We start from the raw sequence: 22,545 nt of genomic DNA on the forward strand, positions 1-22,545 counted from the left end.
TTATTCAAACCTTCTGCCAAACCCTAATTTTTTATCCAACGCGTTGAGATAATTGTTGCCATTTCTTTGGGCAAGTTTTATCGTCATCTCACTGGAAGTCACAAATATTGACATCCCTGGTTCCATCCTATGAATGATATCTCCATCCCCGGTTACATATACAAAGCCTTTGCTCATGTTTTTCAAAATGATCTCTATCCTTTGCGTTGGAGGAGCTATGAAAGGCCTAATGTTGAGGGCATGGGCGGCTAATGGGATGAGCTGAACAACATTCAATTCGGGGTGAATTATGGGACCTCCAGCAGATAAGGCATACGCAGTGGATCCTGTCGGCGTTGATACAATTAATCCGTCTCCAGCGAATGAGAATAAAGTGTGTTCCTCAATTTTTACATCAACGTTCATAGTACCTAATGGTTGGCTTTTCAATAAGACGATATCGTTTAAAACAACGACTTTTTTGGTGCCTACATGACATTCTAAAAGATGTCGAAATGAAAAAGAAATGTTTTCTTTTTGTATATCTTCGATCAATTCTTTTATCTCAGAACTGGAATAAGAACTCAAAAACCCTAAATTCCCAGTATTAACTGCTATTACCGGTTTTGAAAATATTGCGGCAATTTCAGCTATTTTCAATACCGTCCCATCGCCCCCAAAAATCACGAAAAAATCGGCTGCTTGGGCTTGTTTTTCCTCTACGGTTGAACCTGCCGCAGCGTAACCAAGAACCTCTATATTGCTTTCATTAAAAGGTTTTAATATGTTTTCTTCAAGGTCATCGTTAGAAAGCTTAAGTGGATTGTAAAAGATAAAGATCTTCATAAAAATTACACTCCAATCCTATAACCTAACTCCAATAGAGATTGTACCAAAAATCTATCTAAAAACATCAATATCAAAAAGGCAATCATTGGAGATAGATCTATGTTGCCTATAACTGTGGGTATAAATCTTCTTATTGGATTCAAAATTATATTGGCAACTGAATCAATAAAACCTCGAAGTCTGTTGTATTGGAAGGGCATGATGAAACTTAATAAAGCGGATACAATTATACAAAATTCAAAAAATACTATTGCTATTCTTAATATACTTGCTAATGCTATTAAAAGATTTGCTATTACAAACATTTTTTCCTCCTCGTACCTTCCCCGTTCATCTAAAGATAACGGTTGCCAAAGATTCTTGTCCCTATTCTTAAAAGAGTGGCACCTTCTTCTATGGCTATTTTGTAATCGTTAGTCATTCCCATAGATAGTTCCTTTATCGAAGGGTATTTTTTATTTAGGTTGTCTCTGAGTTCTCGTAAGCTTCGAAAGACGTTTCTTATAACGTCAACTTTCTCAGTGTAAGGAGCCATTGTCATTAAACCGATTATTTTTATATTTTTAAAAGATGTTGCATCTTGCAAAAATGCCTCTACTTCGTTTGGAATGAGTCCGGCTTTGGAGTTTTCACCAGATATATTGATTTCTAAAAGTACTTTTTGTGTTTTATTTATTTCTTCAGCTTTTTTTTGAATTTCCTCTATTTCTTTCATTCTCCAAACTGAATGTATGTATTCTGCGATAGGAACGATGTATTTTATTTTGTTGGTTTGTATCCTGCCTATGAAATGCCATACAATGTCAAGGTTTTTGAGATCTTCATATTTTTCTCTTAATTCCTGAGCCTTATTTTCTCCAAAATCTCTATGACCTTCTTCGTATAATGTTTTTATGTTATCACTTGGAAAATTCTTTGAAACAGCAACTAATTTTATAGAATTCAGATCTCTACCTGATTTTTCTGTAACTTGTTGGATCTCATTTAACAAGGTGTGATAATTTTCTATTAGAAAATTATTCATTAAGCTCCCCCCATAAACTGATATTGTGATTGGAAGTTTTATAGGTGTAATTTAGTTTTTGGTAGGCTTTTTCAGTTGCCACCCTACCTCGAGGGGTCCTGATAATGAAACCTGCTTGTAGTAGAAATGGTTCATAGACCTCACTGATTGAATCGGGTTCTATCCCAATCGATGAAGCTAAGGCATTTATACCCACCGGCCCACCTTCATAGTTTTCTATTATTGTTTTAAGAATTTTTCGATCCATTTTATCTAAGCCATCTTCATCCATTTCTAATAATTTCATTGTGTTGTCCACATCTTCAGCTTCTATGATGTTTTTTCCAGAAACTTGGACAAAATCCCTAACTCTTCTCAAGAGTCTGTTGGCGATCCTGGGGGTTCCCCGAGATCTTTGAGCTAGAATGAGAGATGCATCTTCTTTTATTTTTATATTGAGTATGTCTGCACTCCTTTTTATGATTAAGTTGAGGTCTTTTGGAGAGTAGAAATCGACTTCCAAAATTATGCCAAACCTACTTCTCAGTGGTGGGGCTATAAGGCCTAATCGGGTAGTGGCTCCTACCAAGGTGAAAGGTTGTAAGTCAATCCTAATAGAACGAGCAGAAGGACCTTTCCCAATAACAATGTCAAGTTGAAAATCCTCCATAGCTGAGTATAAGATTTCTTCCACGGTTCTATTCAGCCTGTGGATCTCGTCTATGAATAGTACGTCGCCATTTTCTAAGTTGGTTAAGATGGCAGCGAGGTCTCCTGCTTTTTCGATTACAGGACCGCTTGTAATTTGCAAATTAGCACCTAGCTCATTTGAAATTACATAAGCTAGGGTTGTTTTACCTAAACCAGGAGGACCTGCTAAAACTACATGATCCATCGCTTCTTTTCTTATTTTAGCAGCTTCTATCGCGACCTTTAACTTTTTTTTTATGTTGTCCTGGCCTATAAATTCATTCAAGTAATTTGGTCTTAATTTCTTTGATCCTGTATCCTCACCAATAAAAGAGGGATCCAGTAACCTCTTTGGGTTTGTATTTTCTTTTTCGATCATTTTAAAAACTCCTTAGGATCTTATGGATAAACTCTGTAAAGTGTTCTTGCAAAAGGAATAGCTTCCCTAATGTGTTCTAAACCACATATCCAAGCAACCGTTCTTTCAACGCCTAAACCGAAACCACTGTGTGGAACGCTACCAAACTTTCTTAAATCTATGTACCATTGGTATTGATCTAAAGGAAGATTGAATTCTTTTAATCTGTCTATTAGGACTGATTCTTCCCATATTCTTTCGGAAGCCCCTATTATTTCTCCATAACCTTCGGGGGCAAGTAAGTCGTCACAGAGTACAACATCAGGGTTGTTTTCATCAGGTTGCATATAGAAAGCCTTAACTTTCCTAGGATACTTTTCCACAAAGAGTGGTTTTTCAAATTGAGAAGCCAGTACACTTTCTTCATCCGCGCCGAAATCTTCTCCCCATTCTACTTCAAACCCTTTTTTCTTAAGAAAATCAATTGCTTGCGTGTAAGTCATTCTTTCGAAAGGTGGTTGAATTTTTTGTAGTTTATTTGTATCCCTACCAATTTCTTTTAGATCATCAGAAGCATTTTCTAATACCCTTTTGATTATGAAAGAAACCAAGCTTTCTTGTAATTTGATGTTGTCTTCATGTTTATAAAAAGCTACTTCGGCTTCATTCATCCAAAATTCGATTAGATGTCTTCTTGTTTTTGATTTTTCGGATCTGAATGTAGGGCCTAGATTGTACACCTTTCCAAAGGACATCGCCGCAGCTTCTAAGTAAAGTTGACCTGTTTGTGCTAGATATACCTCTCCATAATCGAAATAGTCTAATTTGAATGTGTTACCAGCAGATTCCCCTATAGAACCAGTAAATATGGGAGTGTCGATCAAGGTAAAATCGTTTTGATTATAAAAATCTCTAATTGCCTTTAAAATTTCATTTCTAATATTTAAGATATGAAACTGTCTTCTCGATCTGATCCATAAATGCCTATTTTCCATTAAAAAGTCTATGCCATGCTCTTTTTTAGAAATGGGATAGTCTTCAATGGGTTCTTGTATTTTTTTGAAAGAAGTTATGTGTAATTCAACGTTTTCGGGAGATCTTTCGTCTTTTTTTATGGTTCCTTGCAAAATTATGCTGCTTTCCATTTTTATTTTTCTTATGTTTTCAAAGGTTTCATCATCAAAATCCTTTTTTTCAGCTATTCCTTGAATGAAACCAGTTCCATCCCTTAACTGTAAGAAAGCAATTTTACCGCTGCTTCTTTTATTCCATACCCATCCTCGAAATTCTACTGTTTCATTGATGTGTTTTTTGAAGTCTTTTATATATACCCAATTTGGAATCATACTACCACCTCCGGACGTTAAGGGGGTCCCCCCCTTAAAAACCCCAAATTCAAGTTCAAAATCATTTAAAAACATAGTTTGCATACTGCAGCAAACTTAAAATATTTTTTTGCACAAGGCTGCAAAAGGGCTTTGCCCCTTAATCTTCTGTTTTAGCGCCCTTTCACCCCGCTCCCCACCCATAAGGATGAAAAGGGTAAACTCCACTACCCTCCATTAGGATGAATGTGGCTTCGCCCCGATCAACCTTCTTTGAGTGTTTCATACTCTTTGGCAACTTGCATAAAAAAGGTATCCAGTTCTTCGTTAACAATGAGAGCTACTTTTTGTGGCGGGAGATACATTTCTGATATTTCTCCTTTGTTCACAACTATTATCTTGCCTTTAGTTAAGGATGGCAACATTGCTGCTGGTATAACCGCAAGAGAAGATCCTAAAACCAAGACAAGTTCCGAATTTTTCATCAAAACTTCCGATTCAGTTAAGTATTTTACGGGTTCTTCAAAGAATACTATGTCTGGTTTTATTACTCCACCACAGTTATCACACCTTGGTACTGTTTCGTTGTTGACCTTTTCTAATATTTCTTCTTGAGAATATTCTCTATTACATTTTGTGCAGTAATTTTTCCAGCATCCTCCATGGATTTCATAGACTTTTTTTGAGCTGGCTTTTTGGTGTAAAGAGTCTATGTTTTGAGTTACTATCCCTTTTAATTTTCCTTCCTTTTCAAGTTGAACTAAAAATTTGTGAGTAAAGGTTGGTTCTGCTTTCGTTATGTACTCCAAAAATTTTTTGTGAAACTTATAGAACAAAGAAGGATCCAGATAGAAATAATCTAAATCGAAAATTCTCTCAGGATTTTCTATATTTGCCTTCGTGTAGATACCGTTAGGGCCTCTGAAATCGGGGATACCTGCGTTAGTAGACATCCCCGCACCACTTAAGACCGCAATGGAATTTGAATTATAAATTAATTCGGCAAATTTTTTTGCAACTTCAGACATCTTTTTCTCCTTTTAAAAACTTCAAAAGTTCTTGGGCGGCTATTAATGGGCCTTGGTCTTCATAGCCTTCTACACCAAGTTGTGTCCGAAGTGTCCCGACTTTGACGTTACTTTTCATTAGAGTTTCCATGTATTTTCTAGCAATTTTTTCGTGTTTTTCTCTTCTTTGGATTGCACCAAAGGGATTGGCAAAGTAACTATAGGTTAGACCTTTCTCTGAAGTAGTACCTTTTGCCATTCTTGCACCTTTGGAGAATATATCTAACGCCTTATCTACGTCATTAAAAAATTCGATTGGTGGTTTGTTGTCGTCTATTTTTTCATAGTTGTTGGCGTAAAAGAAATAATCAATTTTAGTAGGTCTTATGATATCTTCGTAATTGGAGTATGGTACTATAACTCTGGCGTTGGTTATGTTTGGATTCAAAAAGATACTTCTATCCATAGCGGAGTAGGCATAACCTGGTTGTAAGTCATCTAGTCTAACAAAAGCACCAGTTTCTGTCCCATACGCAACCACGGTTCCATCTTCTAAAATATCTAATGATCCCATATCATCTATCAATATATTTACTTCGGATACTTGTTTTCTTATTCTATTTAAGGCATCCAATGTTTCAGATTTTCCCGCTCCACTATCTCCCATTATCATTACGTTGAAACTTTTTCCATCCCTTAACTTTATTTCAGCTAAAGCCCCGTGAATTGGTAGTCTATCTTCGTCTATTACTATTAAGTTGTGAATCGTCAATACCATTTTCTTCATATAACCAAAGTAGTCTATAGAAGGATCATCTCCGACAAGCCCTACGTAAGTTCCATCATCTTCTTTATAGATGATACCATTGTAATCGTCTTCATCCTCAAAAAAACTTTTATTCATACCGAAAATGTATATGCCATCAGGTCTTCTGTTTTCTAAACTTTCAAAATCTGCAAACTCGTACAAATTTGCCAAACCTGCTGCCATCGCAAAGTATTCCTTGTAAACAACAACGAATATCAATTTGTCGTTAACGTATATAGGGAACACCAGCCAATCCTGTGGATTTTCAATATTAATTTTGTTTAATATAGGGCGATCGACAACTTTGAATACCCCTCTTCTTTTATTTGAGTATGTATAAAAGATAACAGGTGGTTCCAATACTACGCTCCAAACATATTCCATGTTGTATAAAAAATCAGCGGCGGCTATTTGAGCTTCTGGTTTTGTTCTAGGTCGATCAACTATAAATCCAGCTTGAGCTCCACTGGGAAGTTGCCTGAGCACTTTTACCCTTCTGGCTGATATATTAACAAGGATTTGTCTATATACTCCCAAGACTAAGCTTTTTAAATCAGAGTTGTTTTTAACTAAGGATATTTGTTTGTGAATTCTCGTTCTTGAGTTGTGACTAAATGGATCCGCTTTTTTCATGAATCTGTGTTTTGAACGCCATAGATTGAAAGTATCTTCAACAAAGAGAGCCAACGTTTCTCTGTATGAAGATAATTTTGGGAAACTAAAGTAAGAGGATTCATCCAAATGGTCTAAGCTGTTTAAAGATAATGCTAAGAGTAGTTGTCGGATTTGTTCTAAATCGTACCTTTCATGAACTTTTTGTTTGGTTTCATCTACTAGAAATAATTGAAAAAAAGGATACAACGTATTGCGTGTCTCTTCGGCATCCTCGATTAATTCTGAAATTATTTCTAGTAGATAACTTGAGTTTAGTATTTGAGATATGTTACTATAAGATACCTCCCCGGGTATCAGCACCGTTCTTTCATAACTCATTTTTTAACCCTCCCTTTTAACGGTCTTTAGAAGTTTTATTTTAGCGCCCCTTTCCCCGCTTCCCACCCTTCTTAAGGAGGGACCAACGATCCCTAACCCAGGACGTTAAGGGGTAAACCCGGACATTGAGGGGTACTCCCCTCAAACTCCCCAAAAACAAAAATCTCTTTTTAAAAAGATCTTTTTTGCACAGCTCTGGAAACAAAAGCTTCTTTGCATAAATCAGCAAAAAATCATTTAAAAACATAGTTTGCATAGTACAGCAAACAAGGCTCCGCCCTGTGACCCCTTTAAAATCAATATCTTAATTTTGAAACGTTTATTATAAGAATAACTTCTAAATCTTACTTTTAGTACCCCTTTGCTCTGCAAACTTATTGAGATTAGTCAACTTCGCCTAATATTCCACCGATGGTTTTCAAAACCTCTTTTAACCCTTCTTTTGTTTTTGAGGAAAAAGGCATATATATATATTCACCATAAGTTGAAAAACTTCTTTTGATATCTTCAAAAAGTTTAGCTTTTTCAGATTTCGTTAATTTATCAGATTTTGTTAAGATAAACAAAAAAGGTGTTCCTAGATCTTTGAGCCATTCTACCATAGCATAATCCAATTTTTGAGGCATATGTCTATGATCGATAAGCAAAGAAACGGCACTCAAAGAAAATCTGGTTTTAAAGTACTCGTTCATCAGTACGTTCCATCTTTCTTTTTCCTGTTTTGAAACACTTGCAAAACCGTATCCCGGTAAATCAACAAAGTAATATTTATCATTCACCAAGTAATAATTGATGGATCTGGTTTTTCCTGGAGTAGAACTTACTTTTGCTATTTTAATGCCTAAAATGGCATTCAAAAAGCTTGACTTTCCAACATTGGACCTCCCTGCAAAGGCGATTTCTTTTTTATCTGGTGGTGGGAGATCTTCAATTTTGTAGACGGTTTTTATTAATTGAGCTTTGTATACTTTCAAAATGTCGATGGTCCTCCTCTACAGTTCTTTGATTTCAACTTTTGCTTCATTAGGATCTATTATACCATAAGTTGCCTTCCCAGTTAGCCATCCAGAAAATTCTCCTGGGTTTAGTACAACGGTTTTACCGGTTTTCCTATTTACTATTTCATGGGTATGACCAAAAAATACATAATCATAAATCCCTGAATTTTCAGCGGCTTCTAAGGAATATGGTTCATGCATCAGAAATATTTTTTTACCATCTTTTTCTATGGTAATGGGTCCGTTTTTTATCTTTTTATTTGATCTTTCATAAAGTAGTAACTTTTCTCCGTCGTTGTTACCGAAGACACCATAAAAATCGATATCGTCATAGATTAGATATGGTAAAGTAAAAGGTGCTACAAAGTCTCCACAATGGAAAATGGTATCGACATTGTACCTTTGGATTATATCTGGGATCTTTTTAAGTTTATCCATGTTGTCGTGAGAATCTGATAATACTAACCACATTAGATCGCCTCCTGCTTACCATTTTTTGTCGATCCATCTGATATAAACGACCATGCCACTTTCAACGGATATTTCTATTTTGTTTTCTTTAGCTTCGTTGCTGATTCCTAGGGATTTGAAATCAAAGATATCTTTTTTATTTAATGGATATTTGAACCCTTTAAGAGTAAGCCCCCTAACGGGTTCTCCTATTCTTAAAATGGACCAACTTTCACCGATCCGGGCTTCTTCTTCCACTTTTTTATTTACTATACCAATTTTTACGTCTTCTTCTAGGATAACGGGATTTAGATCTATGTATTCGGCTAGGAGAAATACACTTGCCATTTCTTGATCGATGCGATTACCCAAAACCCCTGATAATATAACGTTTTTATAGTGATTTTCTTTCAGAAATATTAAAGCCAATTCCGTGTCGATTTCATCTTTTTCTTTTGGATATTTCAATATTTCTGTGTTGTTATCTTCAGCCCACTGAAGGTCTTCAATAGAAGCAGAATCAAAATCTCCTATTAAATAGTTAGGTGGTAAGTTTAACTTTTTGAAGATTTTGATTCCAGCATCACAGGCGATTGTCAAGGATGCCTTTTGTATCATTTTCTCGTAAAATTCCAAAGAGCTTCTTTGTTCTGCTCCAGATATTATATAGATTATAATTTGATCGCCTCCCAATTGAATTTTAGCTTCATGAGTTTAATAAATGGATTGTCTTATATAGATTGTCAGCAATTATTTTTGGTGTTAAACAGTAGTTTGTGTACTCTAAAGATAAATCTCTTGCAGTTTTATATACTACATAGCTTCCAATTAGGCAAGCTTGCATCGTTGTTAAACCTTGAGCAATATACGATCCGATAACTCCTGATAGTAAATCTCCCGATCCTCCCTTGGCTAGACTTGAATTCCCTGTTATGTTGAAATATGTTTTTTCGCCGTTTGTTATCAAGGTAGTTGATGATTTGAATACGATGGTGCAGTTCAACTCTTTTGCGTACTCTTCCAAGCCGAAGACGTCGTTTTTTAAGTTTTTATAAACCTTTGATAGTTCTCCTACATGAGGGGTTATAACAAAATTTCTGTTTAATTTTACATCTTTATCTTTTAAAATGGATAGAGCATCTGCATCTAAAACGAATAATTTGTTATCTTTGTAGGTTTCAACTAATTTTTTAACAAAGCCTTTTGCATTTTCAGTTATACCGGGACCTAAAACTATAACGTTGGATTTTTCGATTTCTTCCTTTAAATTTTCAACGTCTTTTTCTTCAAAGTGTTCTTTTTTTAAAGACTTATAGATTATGGATGGTTCAAGAGTTAAAACGTTTGATGAATCACCTGGTGTAATCAGTTTAACCATACCAGCTCCAGTTCTTTGAGCTCCAATAGCTGAAAGGATAGGGGCACCAGGGTATTTTTCACTGCCTGCGAGTATTAGAACCGTTCCAAATTTGTACTTATAGGAGTCTTCAGGCCTGTTTGGAAGTAAGTTCTTAACGGTATCTTCTAGTATGAGTTCTCGATTGATTGAGTTTACCAGCGAGTTGTCGAAAGATAGAGGAGCAACTTTTATTTCTCCACAATATTCTCTTGCAGGATAGAGTAGATGGCCAATTTTTAAAAAGCCGAATGTAACCGCTTGATCGGCTTTAACTGCCGTTCCTAGAACTTCACCTGTGTCAGATGATATTCCCGATGGAACGTCAACTGATAATACCTTTGATCCTGAAGAGTTTATGCGTGTTATCGCTTCAGCAACCTCCCCCTTGACTTCTCCTGTCAAGCCTATACCTATTAACCCGTCTATTATGAGATCGTATTGGGAATAATTGATTTCATCAACATCAAAACGATAAATATTAATTTCGTATTTTTTGGCGATCTCAAGTTGCTTTTTAAAGCCGGGACTCCCTTGAGTTGGATCGCCTACTATAAGTATTTCAACGTTGTAGCCTCTATTTTTTAGGATCCTACCCGCTGCAATACCATCACCTGCGTTGTTACCCTTTCCTACTACACATAGAATGGAATTTGGTTCAAAGGTTTCCGCTATGTCAGCTACAGAAAAAGCCGCTTGCTCCATCAGCGTTTCTGGGGCTATTCCTTTCTCTATAGTCAATTTGTCTATTAATTTTGCCTGGGAAGAAGTGAGTATTTTCAATTTTTTCACCTCTAAACTTTTTATTTGTTTTCCATGTTCAAGATCAAATCATTTTTTGAACACATTTCTTCGGTTTTTGGTCCGTAAGAAATGTAGTCAATATCAACACCGATTTGTTCTTCAATATACGATAAATATTTTAAGAAATTAATATCGTTGGTATCTTTCCAACCGTTCAATTCAGTGTAAATAGGTTTGGCAACAAAAAAGTCGTACGAGGAGGATGGAGTATCTTTTGTTTTTCCGTTGACCTCATAATGTGTACAAACTTTTATCTTATCTAACCCGTTTAAAACGTCCGCCTTGGTGATTACAAGCCCTGTTAAACCAGACCTTATTTTTGCGTATCTCAAAGCAGGGAGATCTAACCAACCAACCCTTCTTGGCCTTCCTGTGGTCGCACCGTACTCTTTTCCCAATTCCCTAATTTTGTGAGCTTCTTCTCCAAAGATTTCTGCTGGGAAAGGTCCCGATCCTACCCGTGTTGTGTAGGCTTTGAGTACCCCATACACCTCATCTAGTTCGAACGTTGAAAAGCCTACGGAAGAAACTCCATGAGCCATACACGAAGACGAGGTGACAAAAGGATAGGTGCCAAAATCTAAATCTAACAAAACACCTTGAGCTCCTTCAAACAGTACCGATGTACTTCTGAAAACATTCCCCATCTCTACCGCACTAGCGTAATTTATCTTCAATTTTTCCAATTCATTTTTGGTTTTCATCAAGTATTCAAACACATCATCTTTTGAAGTTTTTAATTTGTTCCCATACAGACTACTTTTTAGGTAATATATGTCTTCTAAACGTTCTTTAAGCATTTTTTCATCAAACAGGTAGTAGAGTTTTATACCCTCCCTTGATACCTTATCGGTATAGGCAGGTCCGATTCCTCTTTTTGTTGTTCCAATTGGCTTTTTTCTCATACTTTCTATAATTTCGTCTTCTTCTTTATGCCATGGGAGGACCAAAAAGGCTTCTAAATCAATGTAAAATTTAGAGGACATTCCAGGAAAATCAGCTTCTAGTATATTTAGTTCCTCAACAAGTTTTTCTAAATCTAAAACCATTCCTGCACCTAAAAAACCTTTAGATTGAGAATTGGGCATAATAGAAGGAAGCATATGATTCACATATTTTTTGTCTTTGTAATAGATAGTGTGACCTGCGTTCGCCCCTCCAGAAAAACGTACGATCCATTCAAACTTTTCTGAAAAATAGTTGACAACCTTACCTTTACCTTCATCGCCCCATTGGGCACCTACAATCGACATTTTTTTCATGATTTTTGTACGATGATACCGTACCTTCCTCCCTTCCTGTGATAAAAAATATTGTAATTTTTTTAATAATGATAGGTTTCATTGTGCAATATCTTGTTAACTCTAAACAATTGCTCTAAAAGAATCAAAACCGCAAATTCGTGGGTAAAAGTCATTTTAGATAACGATAAAATATAATCAGCTTTATTGGAAATTTTATCAGAATGTCCTAAAGGACCACCAACAATGAAGTTTATATGTTTCCCTTGCGAAGAGGTTTTTGTGCGGTCATAAAATTCAGAAAATTTTACAGAATCCATTTGTTCTCCTCTCTCATCCAATAAAACGTTGAAAGAATCCGGGAAATATTTTTCAAACTTTTTGAAATCTTTATCTTTGTAAATTGAAGGTGGTGTCTTGTTTAAATCTCCGGACAAAGGAAGTTGTATTAGTTCAATTCGTTCAAATTTCTTTATCCACTTTAAATATTGCTTGACTCCATCTATTATATAGGGACTTTTTAAAGGTCCTACGACTATGATTCTAGTCATTTTTCCTCGTTTGAAATATGTTTTGTTTTGGTGATCTGTGATTCGGTTAGCAATTTTTCTTCTATTGTAAATAATTCTCCATCCAAGTTACCGATTAAGTTTTTAAACGAATGTAAAAACAATTTTCCCGTTAAAGGAGATGGGAGAGTTACTTTTTCTATTTCGCTGCCAAAATGTTCTATTATCGTTTTAACTTTGCTGTAGAGCAAATAGAGTGATACATCCCCTTCTTTTGCATTTAGAGTGAGACTGAATTTACCGTTTTGTTTTCTTTCTAAAAATACACTGGCGGGTAAATTCAAACTTATTTCTTGTTTTATTTGTTCTGCTAGCCATCTGTCTGAGGTGTTAATATGGAATTCCAAAGATATTAGAAAATCTCTAACCCCCATAATAGTTGCTCCTGCAGTGGGATGAGGATGATTTGGACCAAAGTCTGGTTCCCATTCAGGGAAAGACATTTTTTTTGCTAAGAATTCAAATTCACCTTTTCTTAAGGTGTTAATATTTCTACGATAATCGTTTCTGGCTGATTTTTCGTATAGATATATAGGCAATTCAAAACTTTCAGAGATTTTTTTTGCTAATCTTTTTACAAGATTATCCGCCTCATCAAAGGTTGTAGATATTAGCGGTACAATCGGGATGACATCTACGGCACCTATTCTTGGATGATACCCACTATGATTTCTGAGATCTATATTTGCCACGCATATTTTCACCATTTCGAATAAGAAAGTCTCTATTTCGTTTAATTCACCTACAACACTGATGAAGCTTCTATTGAAGTACTCATCACTTTTACAAGAAATAAACCAAATCTTATCAAAATTCTCAGAAAGGTCTTTGATTCGGTTGATTAATTCTTTGTTTTTCCCTTCACTGATGTTTGGTAGAGTTTCTACGATTTTCATTTTTGAATCACCTCGTGATGTTTTTTTCTATCATTAAACCTTTTGTTGCAACCCCTAGTATTATAGAAAAAGTAACAAAAGAAGAGCCACCATTTGATAATAAAGGCAGAGGGATGCCTGTAACTGGCAACATGCCAAGATTCATTCCAATATTTTGAAAAATATGGAAAAAGATCAAAAATGCAGATCCAACATAAAAATACTTCCAAAATAGGTCATCGCTTTTTTTGTATCCTTCGTATAGTCTCCAAAGTATTGCCGAATAAAGTATTAGAATAAAACTTACCCCCAAAAATCCAAACTCTTCTCCAATAACGGAAAGTATAAAATCTGTATGACTTTCAGGTACGAATCCACTCAAATTCATGTATCCATTCATGTATCCTTCCCCTAGCAAACCTCCAGAACCTATAGCTTTTATCGCTTGAGCGGTGTTATAATAATAACTTAGAGAGTAGGTTTGAGGAAAGAGAAACCCTATTATCCTACCTTTTTGGTATTCTTGGAGGTTATAAAAAATTATAGGACTGCCAATCAAAGCTAATCCTAAGGAATACTGCCATAATTTTTCGAACCTTCCTGAAACAAAAACTAGTACAAACCAGGTGAATAGTACTATAATAGAAGTGCTAAAATCCGGTTCTTGGTATATCAACCCTGCAGATAAAAAAATCATTATTGATGCAAAATAAAACTTTTTATTATCATTTTGAGAAAGAACATAACTAAGATATAATAACAATGCCAGCTTAAATATTTCAGATGGTTGGAAACCCACAGGTCCCAGCCTTATCCATCTTTTAGCCCCACTAATTGGTGTGGTGAATAGTACTAAAACCAAGGCAAGAATTACTAAATAAAATAGAATAGGGGTATATTTCTTAATAAACCTTTCTGGAATAAAAATGCTAATGGCAAAAAAAGCGATCCCTAGAATGATCCACATTAATTGTTGATTTTCTATGCCTTCTAAAGGACTGTTGATTACAGCACTCTTAACAGATAAAAATCCAAAAATTGCCAATGAAACGTAAGCGATAACGAGGATAAATTCTATTTTTTTAATACGTTCTTTTCTTTCACCTATTAAATTTGTAATAAAAAAAGAATTCACTGAAAGTATCTCCCTTTACAAATTTTGATAAGAGTTTGCCTTTGATCAACCATATATTATATCATATTGATATATTAAAGTTTTTAAGAGGAGGAAAAGTCTGCTAAAATGATAGGTGATAATTTGATTCTTCTAGATAAAATTGATTCAACGAACAACTATATCAAAAAACACTGGCGTGAACTACCATCAGAAACTGTTGTTTGGGCTTTAGAACAAACAGAAGGTTACGGGAGGAATAACAAAAGGTGGTATTCTCCTTTGGGAGGTTTATGGTTTTCTGTGTTATTCAAGCCCCGTAAAAGGCCTTTGATTCCTTATTTTTACTTGAGAATGTATTCTTTGGTGATTTATAATGTCTTGAAAAAAAAATATAAGTTGGATCCCATCATTAAATGGCCTAACGATATTTTGCTTAATTCTAAAAAGGTGTGCGGAATTTTGGGAGAGAGCGTTTATGAGGATGGTACACCAAGTTGCGTTATAGTGGGAGTAGGAATAAACGTTAACAATGAATTACCTGAAAAAGTTTCCAACAACTCAATTGCTTTAAAAGATGTTATTGGGAAAGAAATTCCTTTGAGGAAACTTTTAAATGAACTAAACCATGTTGCTTATCATAGGTATTATCTAAAATATTTCAAACCTAAAGCAATTTCATCCATTACAAAAATGTGGTTGAATCATTTGAATGTGAAAGTAGGGGATAAGGTCCAAGTATCAGTTGAAAATAATGGAAATATTTACGGCACAGTAAACGAAATTCAGTCAGATTATTTGGAAATAATAGACAATAACGGTGAGATAAGAAAAATAAACTCTGGCGAATTAATTGTGTTATAATCTTTAAGTAAGGGAGCAAATGGTCTTTACTTATGATACAATATATTTGTTGGACTTAGATCCACAAAATAACTCATAATAACTTATAATATTTCTTAGAATGAATTTTTTGGGGGAAGTTTTGGTTTTTAAAAGAATAAGATATAAAGAGAGTAATTTTTTATTTCTATGGGGAGGTATATAATGTCATTAAAAGTCCTTATTTCAGAGGAGGAAATTCAAAAAAAGGTCGAAGATTTGGCTAAGCAAATAGATGATTATTATAAAAATATAACGGATGAAATTGTCGCGGTATGTGTCTTAAAAGGATCCGTCAATTTCTTTAGTGATTTGGTAAAAAAGATACATTTGAACGTTAATTATAATTTTATACAGGTATCTAGTTACTCCGGGGATATAACTACCGGAAAAGTAAAGGTAAAAAGTTGGCTTGACGAGCCTCTTGAAAATAAACATGTTTTAATAGTCGAAGACATCGTGGATACTGGGAATACTTTAAAATATATAGTAAAATATCTGGAGATGCAAAATCCTTCCTCTTTAGAAATTACGTCTATTGTTTTAAAAACAATTCACGAGCATGGAATTCAAGTAAGATTTCCTGGTTTTGAAATAGGAGATAAATTTATAGTGGGGTATGGATTGGATTACAACGAAAAATATAGAAATTTACCTTACATTGGATATATAGAATAAGGAGGCTAATATTACATGGATATTGAACAGTACGTATCAAAAGTGAGAGAAGCAGCTAAGTATATTCAAGAAAAAACCACGAAAAAGCCCAGAATTGCGATCATTTTAGGGTCTGGATTAGGGAAAATTTCGCAAAATTTAGAGGATGTTCTTGCAATCCCTTATTCTGATATTCCTAACTTCCCCCGCTCTACCGCTCCAGGCCATAAAGGCGAATTAATGATAGGGAGTTTAAAGGGTAAGGATACGTTACTTATGAATGGGAGATTTCATTACTACGAAGGGTACACTATGAAAGAGGTTACCTTTCCAATACGTGTAATGCAAGAATTAGGTATTGAAACTCTCATATTGACTAACGCAGCGGGAACACTAAACCCCGATTTTGAAGTGGGTGTACCGTGTATAATTACAGATCACATAAACTTTTTTGGTGACAACCCGTTGATTGGACCAAATTTTGATGATTGGGGTCCTAGATTTCCAGATATGACGGAAGTTTACTCGAAATCTTTGGTGCAAGAAGCTTTTAAATCTGCTAAAAAAATTAATATTAAAGTATATTCTGGAGTATATTTAGGTTTAAGTGGCCCTACATTTGAGACACCTGCTGAAATGGCTATGATGAGAAATTTTGGCGCCGATTTGGTAGGGATGTCTACCGTACCCGAGGCTATTGTTGCAAGACATGCTGGTATGGAGATTTTAGGTATCACCGCTATAACTGATAAAGCTGTTCCTGAGCAATTGAAAGAAGTTAGTGCAGAAGAAGTTTTGAGAATTGCAGAAAAAACAGGCGAAAGTATAGCGGATATTATCATGGACCTAGTAGATATCTTTTAGAAGGTGTTTTTTTGAAGGGCTTTGTTTGGTTGGCAATTTTTATACTTCTGCCAATTTTATACTTTTCTTATTATGAAGTTTACGATTACTTTTTTATGAAACAGAATACTTATTTTGAATACAATTCTAATTCCAACGGAGAATTTGGAATTGAGTTTTATTCTATTAACAAATATCCAATAATGGATTCTAATGAATTGTTAGAAAGTGTGTGGTCTCAACCGAGGACTTTGATAGGCGGCCAAATGATGGTAGAATCGTCTAATTACACTCATGCTATTTCATCTTCTAAAGCGATGGGACTACTTCAATTGAAAAATCCAACTGGGGTTGATTTACACGTTTATAATTTATTTGATCCCTATGACAATCTAAAAGGTGCATTAGAATATCATGGGTATCTTAGACGGCTTTTTAATGATGAAAGGTTGCAGATTATAGCATACCATGATGGGCCTACCGCTGTTATGGCAGGAAAAGTGTCTTCTGCTGGTGAAGCATACTACGAGAAGGTGAAAAGAGCCCAACAAAATTATTCTAACACGAAAATATATTCACCTTATTTTATTGGAGGGGGAGTAGCTTATTTACCGGAAGGCGAAGAAGATAAAATATCTACTGAGTTTAAAGTCGGAGTTGCGTATAGAAAATTTGAGATATACGGAAATGTTGGTTTAGAATTTACTATAGAACAAATCCAAGAATCTGATTTTACAAATATAAAAACAGATTATGGATATAGCTTTTTGTATGTACCTAGAACGAATTTTGGTTTTGGCATTGAAGGTAAAACAATTCCAGAAGATCTAGTTTTGCGGGTGGGTTTACCATGGCAAAACTTTATTCTTAAAGGGCCTGAAAATCCTGAATTAATTTACAAGCACGAATTGACGGATAATTGGACCTCAAAAATATTAATTAATGCTGATACTTTACTGCTCTCCAGTTATTTTTCAATTTATAACCTAGATCTTTTCGTTGGATACGAAGCTTATGAAGCTTCTATAAATCTAGGTTTTAGATTAGCCTTTTAAAAAATGCTTCAGGAAGGGATGTCCCTATGGAAAAGTATATGCAACAAATAAGAGACTGGTGGAAAAATCTAGAAAATAGAAAAAAACGAAACTATATTGTTTTGTTAATTTCTATCGTTGCGTTGATAGTATTCTTTTCAATATTGCTTTCAAGAAAAAATTATGATTTTTTTATTGGAGGTTTAGACCAAGCAAATGCAGGGAATATTGTAACAAGGTTGGAAGAAATGGGTATAGATTACAAAGTAGATGATTATGGTAACATTTACGTTGCGAATCAGAATGTTTCAGAGTTGAGAATGAAATTAGCCAGTGAAGGTTCATTAGGCTACAATCTTCAAGGTTATGAACTTCTTCAAAATCAAGGTTTTGGAGCGACCAGTTACGATAAGCAGGTAAACTATCAAATTGCTTTGGAAGGCGAGTTATCTAGAAGTATAGCTTCTATGGAATCAGTACAAAGTGCTCGTGTTCATTTGGTTATTCCTCCCAGAACTTACTACCAAGTAGGTGAAAGCCCAAAACCTTCTGCATCTGTTTTGCTAGTTTTGAATCCTGGGGCAAGTGTAACTTCAAACCAAATTAAGGGGATTATTAATTTAGTGTCTGGAGCCGTGGCTGGGCTGCAACCTGAGAACATAAAAGTAGTGGACAATTTTTCAAACGATTTGAGCGCCCAGATTGCCTTGGGAGAAGATGTTGGAAGTGCCGATACTAAATTTAAGCTAAAAGCCGAGATCGAAAAATATTACAAAGAAAAAGTAGAAAATGGTTTACAATCAGTCTTTGGTTTAGGAAATGTTGTGGTGGTTCCCGAGATAGAATTAAATTGGCAAAAAATAGAAGAAGAACAAAGAATGGTCGAACCGGTTGTAGATGAAAATGGAATAATTTTAAGTCAACAGACAAAGACTGAACAGAGTAGTTCTTCTCCAAATTCTGGTGGTGTACCTGGTGTTGATTCCAACATCCCCCCGTATACTTATCAAACGCCTACGAGTACGGGAAATTATTACAGCAGCTCAGATGTGATAACCAACTACGATGTTAATGAGATTTATACAAGGACTATCGAAGATAAAAATGGAGAAATTTCCAATAAGAGCATAACCCTTTTTATTGATTTCCAAAACAGTAAAGTAGGAGATAGTCAAGAGTTGAGGTCTCAGATTAAAACAGCTGTTGCCACGGCTATAGGTGCACCTGAAGATAATATATCTTTAGTTGATATACAGTTCAATAGGGATTTGGAAGCGATGAGAGCGGATATTGAATACCAATTACAACTCAGGAGACAAAGAATCACCAATATTGTAATTGCTATAATTGTAATCGCATTCATTATGATGCTCGTCATTCTAATTGCCAGAGCGCGCAGAGTTAGAAAGGCTTCACAACTGGTCGAAGAAAGAAAGCGGCAATTAGAATCAAGAGTTGAAGAAGCCATGAAAGAAAGAGGCGTTGAGGTTGAAGAAGTTTCACCTGAACAAGAGAGATTTAGGGAGATTGTTACTTTAGCAGAAAATAATCCTGATGAGGTCGCAGATATCATTAAATCGTGGCTTAAAACTCGTTAAATGATAAAAGGGGTTGCTTTAAATGGCTGAAAAGAGTAAAGAATTAGATGGCTTAAAAAAATCCGCTATACTATTGGTACTGCTGGGACCGGAAAGGGCAAGTAAAATCTTAAAAAAGTTGGACGAAGAAGAAGTAGAACAGTTAACTTTAGAAATAGCAAATTTGGACAAGATTGATGAAAAAACAAAACAGGCCGTTATGGATGAATTTGGAGAATATATAAAGGCAAAAGATTACATAAACACCGGTGGTGTTGAATATGCAAGAAGTCTTCTGGAAAAAACTTTTGGACCAGAAAAAGCCATAGATATAATAGACAGATTAGTATCGAACTTGCAGGTAAAACCATTCGAATTTTTAAGAAAAGTTGATGTGTCACAGATGGTTAATGTGTTACAAAATGAACATCCACAGACAGTCGCACTTATCTTATGTTATCTTCCACCTCAAGCAGCTTCTCAAGTTATTTCTGAACTACCAGAATCTTTACAACTAGACGTGATAAAAAGAATTTCTACAATGGATTCTGCCAACCCAGATATTGTAAAAGAGATAGAAAGTAGGCTAAAGGATCGTCTTTCAGCCTTCACCGTTCAGACCTTTTCTCAGGTTGGTGGGATAGATATTACTGCAGAAATAATGAATAACATCGATAGGGCTGTCAGTTCTAAAATATTTGAAAAGCTTTCTGAAAGAGATCCAAAACTTTCGGATGAAATTAGAAGAAGAATGTTTGTTTTTGAAGATATTGTCAAGTTGGATGATAGATCGATACAAAGAATACTTCGTGAAGTAGATAGCAAGGATTTAACAATTGCATTAAAAGGCTCTAGCGAAGAAGTTAAAAACACCATCTTTAAAAACATGTCTAAAAGGGCTTCACAGATTATAAAAGAAGAATTAGATTTTATGGGGCCTGTTAGAGTTAGGGATGTAGATGAGGCACAGCAAAGAATCATCAACGTAATCAGAAAACTTGAAGAATCTGGTGAGATTATTATAGCTGGTGGCGGGGCAGGTGAAGAATTGATTGAATAAAAGAATCGTAAATAATAAATTTGTTGTTTTAGATAAAACCTTTGAATTATCCGTAGAAGAAATAGAACAAACACAATATGAAGAAAACAAAAGAGAAAAAGATAAATTAAAAGAGGCTATTGAGTCAGATGCCCAAAAAGAAGCTCAAAAGATAATTGAAAACGCTAAAATTACAAGCCAAAAAATCATTGAAAACGCAGAATTAGAAGCTAAAAAAATAAAAGAAGAGCAAAGTAAATATATTGAAGAGAAGAAAAAGGTTCTCGAAGAAGAACTGAAAAAGGTGCGAGCTCAAATTCAAAGGATTTCAAAAGAGTATGATATTTATATCAAAGAGTTGTCACAGCAGAGTTTAATTTTCAGTGAAAATACTATCAAGGCTGTCTTAGAAAGGTATTTCAAGGATAAGATCGATTTCCCTCAGTGGGTAGAAATTATTTTTCAAAATTTTGAAAAGAAGCTTTCATCAATGAAAAATTCCAAAATTAAACTAAGTCCTTCTTTTAATAAAGAATACGCCGATTTAATAAGAGGTAAGTTTTCTGACTTTTTTTATATAGTTGAAGACCCTTCTTTAAAAGATAATCAAATATTTTTGGAAACAGATCAAGGAATTTTCGACTTAACTCCTCAAACATTTTTGGAAGATATTTTGAATATGTTGGAGGAAGCTATAAATGCAAATAAATGATTTTTCTTCATCTTTAGCTTATTTTACTGATAAATTAAAAAACAGACCTTTATTTGAGCTTGAAGGAAAAATTAGTAGGATAATAGGCGTGACTATTGAATCAATTGGTCCCAGTGTGGCTTTAGGGGATCTGTGTAGAATAAAATTGAAAGATGGTTCTAAGATTTTCGCAGAAACCGTAGGCTTTTCCGATAATAAAGTGCTGTTGATGCCACTAGAGGATGTAAGCGGAATCTATGTAGGAGCACCGGTAGAAAGAGTAGATAGTAAAATCAACGTGAAAATCAGCTCAGAACTCTTAGGACATGTATTGGATGGTTTAGGAAGATCAATGGATGGTTCAAAAGTAAAGAGCTACGAAAGTAAAAGTATATATAGCCCCGCGCCTAACCCTCTTTTAAGAAACAGGATTAAAGAACCTTTATCTGTAGGAGTAAGGGCAATTGATGCTTTTTTAACGCTTGGTAAAGGTCAAAGAATTGGAATAATGGCAGGTAGCGGTGTAGGAAAAAGTACCTTACTGGGAATGATAGCTAGGAATACCGAAGCAGATATTAACGTTATTGGGTTGATAGGAGAAAGAGGAAGAGAAGTTAAAGATTTTATTGAAAAAGATCTTGGGGAGGAGGGACTGAAAAAATCTGTTTTGATAGTTTCAACTTCAGACTCACCTGCCCTTCTAAGAGTAAAAGCTCTTTACACAGCCACCACTATCGCAGAGTATTTTAGAGATTTAGGTTACAATGTTTTAATGATGGTCGATTCAATCACTAGATGGGCTATGGCTCAAAGAGAGATCGGGCTTTCCATAGGTGAACCTCCAACCACCAGAGGATACACTCCAAGCGTCTTTGCTAATATGCCGAAAATTTTAGAAAGAGCTGGTAACTCACAAAAAGGAAGTATGACAGCTATCTACACCGTACTGGTTGAAGCCGATGATATGAACGATCCAATTGGTGACGCTGTAAGAAGTATAGTTGATGGGCATATTGTTCTTTCAAGAAGCCTCGCAGATTCTTCGCATTATCCCCCAATAGATATACTTTCCAGTGTAAGTAGGTTGATGAAAGAAGTAGTAGATGAAAAACACCTTAAAGCAGCAATGTTTATTAGAGATATTTACGCAAGTTATATAAATTCTAAAGATTTGATCGAAGTTGGAGCGTATAAGAAGGGGAGTAATAAAAAAGTAGATATCGCTTTGGAAGAAATAGAAAATATAAATAATTTTTTAACACAGAGAATAGAAGAAAAAGCCCCTTTCGAACAAACGTTTAAAAAGTTAGTCGAAATATACCAAAAGTACAACTAGATTTAACTAAACAGCGGGAGGCAGAAA

General features: G+C 35.0%; 23 protein-coding genes. 8 read left to right on the forward strand and 15 right to left on the reverse strand.

Annotated features, from left to right (window positions below; genetic code table 11):
* From X926_RS09370 to X926_RS09445, 15 genes are all read right to left on the reverse strand, one after another.
* Positions 1-825, reverse strand: coding sequence for an NAD(+)/NADH kinase (locus X926_RS09370; RefSeq protein WP_103065906.1), 825 nt, complete (start codon positions 823-825; stop codon positions 1-3).
* A gap of 5 nt (positions 826-830) precedes the next feature.
* Positions 831-1,133, reverse strand: coding sequence for a YggT family protein (locus X926_RS09375; protein ID WP_012209158.1), 303 nt, complete (start codon positions 1,131-1,133; stop codon positions 831-833).
* Between the two features lie 29 nt (positions 1,134-1,162).
* The gene (locus X926_RS09380) at positions 1,163-1,852 is read right to left on the reverse strand and encodes a YggS family pyridoxal phosphate-dependent enzyme (protein WP_103065907.1); all 690 of its coding nucleotides are present in this window, start codon (positions 1,850-1,852) and stop codon (positions 1,163-1,165) included.
* Positions 1,845-2,900, reverse strand: coding sequence for a Holliday junction branch migration DNA helicase RuvB (gene ruvB / locus X926_RS09385; protein ID WP_012209160.1), 1,056 nt, complete (start codon positions 2,898-2,900; stop codon positions 1,845-1,847). The genes X926_RS09380 and ruvB overlap by 8 nt, the downstream gene beginning before the upstream one ends.
* A gap of 20 nt (positions 2,901-2,920) precedes the next feature.
* Positions 2,921-4,225, reverse strand: coding sequence for an asparagine--tRNA ligase (asnS, locus tag X926_RS09390; RefSeq protein WP_103065937.1), 1,305 nt, complete (start codon positions 4,223-4,225; stop codon positions 2,921-2,923).
* A gap of 242 nt (positions 4,226-4,467) precedes the next feature.
* The gene (locus X926_RS09395) at positions 4,468-5,232 is read right to left on the reverse strand and encodes a Sir2 family NAD-dependent protein deacetylase (RefSeq protein ID WP_103065908.1); all 765 of its coding nucleotides are present in this window, start codon (positions 5,230-5,232) and stop codon (positions 4,468-4,470) included.
* Positions 5,225-7,012, reverse strand: coding sequence for an ATPase (locus X926_RS09400; protein ID WP_012209163.1), 1,788 nt, complete (start codon positions 7,010-7,012; stop codon positions 5,225-5,227). Before X926_RS09400 ends, X926_RS09395 begins: the two co-directional genes overlap by 8 nt.
* 383 nt (positions 7,013-7,395) lie before the next feature.
* Positions 7,396-7,986 carry a ribosome biogenesis GTP-binding protein YihA/YsxC gene (gene yihA / locus X926_RS09410; protein ID WP_103065910.1) on the reverse strand — a complete coding sequence of 197 codons (591 nt, stop codon included), beginning with the start codon at positions 7,984-7,986 and terminating at the stop codon, positions 7,396-7,398.
* A gap of 18 nt (positions 7,987-8,004) precedes the next feature.
* The gene (locus tag X926_RS09415) at positions 8,005-8,481 is read right to left on the reverse strand and encodes a metallophosphoesterase (protein WP_103065911.1); all 477 of its coding nucleotides are present in this window, start codon (positions 8,479-8,481) and stop codon (positions 8,005-8,007) included.
* Between the two features lie 15 nt (positions 8,482-8,496).
* A complete protein-coding gene (locus X926_RS09420; RefSeq protein WP_103065912.1) occupies positions 8,497-9,153 on the reverse strand; it encodes a thiamine diphosphokinase in 657 nt (218 codons plus the stop codon).
* Positions 9,154-9,166: 13 nt separating this feature from the next.
* Positions 9,167-10,639, reverse strand: a complete 1,473-nt coding sequence (locus X926_RS09425; RefSeq protein WP_123821427.1) for an NAD(P)H-hydrate dehydratase — start codon at positions 10,637-10,639, stop codon at positions 9,167-9,169.
* Between the two features lie 20 nt (positions 10,640-10,659).
* Positions 10,660-11,922, reverse strand: a complete 1,263-nt coding sequence (locus X926_RS09430) for an adenylosuccinate synthase (RefSeq protein WP_103065914.1) — start codon at positions 11,920-11,922, stop codon at positions 10,660-10,662.
* Between the two features lie 62 nt (positions 11,923-11,984).
* Entirely contained in the window at positions 11,985-12,452 is a 468-nt protein-coding gene (locus X926_RS09435) for a 23S rRNA (pseudouridine(1915)-N(3))-methyltransferase RlmH (RefSeq protein ID WP_103065915.1), read from the reverse strand.
* Complete coding sequence (locus X926_RS09440; protein WP_012209170.1) at positions 12,449-13,366, reverse strand: glutamate formimidoyltransferase; 918 nt, start codon at positions 13,364-13,366, stop codon at positions 12,449-12,451. The genes X926_RS09435 and X926_RS09440 overlap by 4 nt, the downstream gene beginning before the upstream one ends.
* A 7-nt stretch (positions 13,367-13,373) precedes the next feature.
* Entirely contained in the window at positions 13,374-14,480 is a 1,107-nt protein-coding gene (locus tag X926_RS09445) for an FtsW/RodA/SpoVE family cell cycle protein (protein ID WP_012209171.1), read from the reverse strand.
* Positions 14,481-14,588: 108 nt separating this feature from the next.
* Between X926_RS09445 and X926_RS09450 the strand changes: the two genes are divergently transcribed.
* The 8 genes from X926_RS09450 to X926_RS09485 all read left to right on the forward strand — a co-directional run bounded on the left by X926_RS09450 (position 14,589) and on the right by X926_RS09485 (position 22,518).
* Positions 14,589-15,323: a biotin--[acetyl-CoA-carboxylase] ligase gene (locus X926_RS09450; RefSeq protein ID WP_041534111.1), complete on the forward strand. Its 735-nt coding sequence runs from the start codon at positions 14,589-14,591 to the stop codon at positions 15,321-15,323.
* Between the two features lie 183 nt (positions 15,324-15,506).
* The gene (hpt, locus tag X926_RS09455; RefSeq protein ID WP_012209173.1) at positions 15,507-16,019 is read left to right on the forward strand and encodes a hypoxanthine phosphoribosyltransferase; all 513 of its coding nucleotides are present in this window, start codon (positions 15,507-15,509) and stop codon (positions 16,017-16,019) included.
* A gap of 15 nt (positions 16,020-16,034) precedes the next feature.
* Positions 16,035-16,862 carry a purine-nucleoside phosphorylase gene (locus tag X926_RS09460; protein WP_103065916.1) on the forward strand — a complete coding sequence of 276 codons (828 nt, stop codon included), beginning with the start codon at positions 16,035-16,037 and terminating at the stop codon, positions 16,860-16,862.
* Between the two features lie 11 nt (positions 16,863-16,873).
* Positions 16,874-17,896 carry a lytic transglycosylase domain-containing protein gene (locus tag X926_RS09465; RefSeq protein WP_103065917.1) on the forward strand — a complete coding sequence of 341 codons (1,023 nt, stop codon included), beginning with the start codon at positions 16,874-16,876 and terminating at the stop codon, positions 17,894-17,896.
* A 26-nt stretch (positions 17,897-17,922) separates the two neighbouring features.
* Complete coding sequence (gene fliF / locus X926_RS09470; RefSeq protein WP_103065918.1) at positions 17,923-19,473, forward strand: flagellar basal-body MS-ring/collar protein FliF; 1,551 nt, start codon at positions 17,923-17,925, stop codon at positions 19,471-19,473.
* Positions 19,474-19,495: 22 nt separating this feature from the next.
* Positions 19,496-20,512, forward strand: coding sequence for a flagellar motor switch protein FliG (fliG, locus tag X926_RS09475; RefSeq protein WP_103065919.1), 1,017 nt, complete (start codon positions 19,496-19,498; stop codon positions 20,510-20,512).
* Positions 20,505-21,203, forward strand: coding sequence for a hypothetical protein (locus tag X926_RS09480; RefSeq protein WP_103065920.1), 699 nt, complete (start codon positions 20,505-20,507; stop codon positions 21,201-21,203). Before fliG ends, X926_RS09480 begins: the two co-directional genes overlap by 8 nt.
* On the forward strand, positions 21,190-22,518 hold the full coding sequence (locus X926_RS09485; RefSeq protein ID WP_103065921.1) for a FliI/YscN family ATPase: 1,329 nt from the start codon (positions 21,190-21,192) through the stop codon (positions 22,516-22,518). The genes X926_RS09480 and X926_RS09485 overlap by 14 nt, the downstream gene beginning before the upstream one ends.
* The last annotated feature ends 27 nt before the right edge of the window (positions 22,519-22,545 follow it).

The organism is Petrotoga sp. HWHPT.55.6.3 (genome assembly GCF_002895495.1).
GTDB lineage: Bacteria > Thermotogota > Thermotogae > Petrotogales > Petrotogaceae > Petrotoga > Petrotoga mobilis.

Coding starts and splice junctions, on each gene's coding strand:
- X926_RS09370 (WP_103065906.1), bottom strand. CDS start 825: ATGAAGATCTTTATCTTTTACAATCCACTTAAGCTTTCTAACGATGAC.
- X926_RS09375 (WP_012209158.1), bottom strand. CDS start 1,133: ATGTTTGTAATAGCAAATCTTTTAATAGCATTAGCAAGTATATTAAGA.
- X926_RS09380 (WP_103065907.1), bottom strand. CDS start 1,852: ATGAATAATTTTCTAATAGAAAATTATCACACCTTGTTAAATGAGATC.
- ruvB (WP_012209160.1), bottom strand. CDS start 2,900: ATGATCGAAAAAGAAAATACAAACCCAAAGAGGTTACTGGATCCCTCT.
- asnS (WP_103065937.1), bottom strand. CDS start 4,225: ATGATTCCAAATTGGGTATATATAAAAGACTTCAAAAAACACATCAAT.
- X926_RS09395 (WP_103065908.1), bottom strand. CDS start 5,232: ATGTCTGAAGTTGCAAAAAAATTTGCCGAATTAATTTATAATTCAAAT.
- X926_RS09400 (WP_012209163.1), bottom strand. CDS start 7,012: ATGAGTTATGAAAGAACGGTGCTGATACCCGGGGAGGTATCTTATAGT.
- X926_RS09415 (WP_103065911.1), bottom strand. CDS start 8,481: ATGTGGTTAGTATTATCAGATTCTCACGACAACATGGATAAACTTAAA.
- X926_RS09430 (WP_103065914.1), bottom strand. CDS start 11,922: ATGAAAAAAATGTCGATTGTAGGTGCCCAATGGGGCGATGAAGGTAAA.
- X926_RS09435 (WP_103065915.1), bottom strand. CDS start 12,452: ATGACTAGAATCATAGTCGTAGGACCTTTAAAAAGTCCCTATATAATA.
- X926_RS09440 (WP_012209170.1), bottom strand. CDS start 13,366: ATGAAAATCGTAGAAACTCTACCAAACATCAGTGAAGGGAAAAACAAA.
- X926_RS09450 (WP_041534111.1), top strand. CDS start 14,589: ATGATAGGTGATAATTTGATTCTTCTAGATAAAATTGATTCAACGAAC.
- hpt (WP_012209173.1), top strand. CDS start 15,507: ATGTCATTAAAAGTCCTTATTTCAGAGGAGGAAATTCAAAAAAAGGTC.
- X926_RS09460 (WP_103065916.1), top strand. CDS start 16,035: ATGGATATTGAACAGTACGTATCAAAAGTGAGAGAAGCAGCTAAGTAT.
- fliF (WP_103065918.1), top strand. CDS start 17,923: ATGGAAAAGTATATGCAACAAATAAGAGACTGGTGGAAAAATCTAGAA.
- fliG (WP_103065919.1), top strand. CDS start 19,496: ATGGCTGAAAAGAGTAAAGAATTAGATGGCTTAAAAAAATCCGCTATA.
- X926_RS09485 (WP_103065921.1), top strand. CDS start 21,190: ATGCAAATAAATGATTTTTCTTCATCTTTAGCTTATTTTACTGATAAA.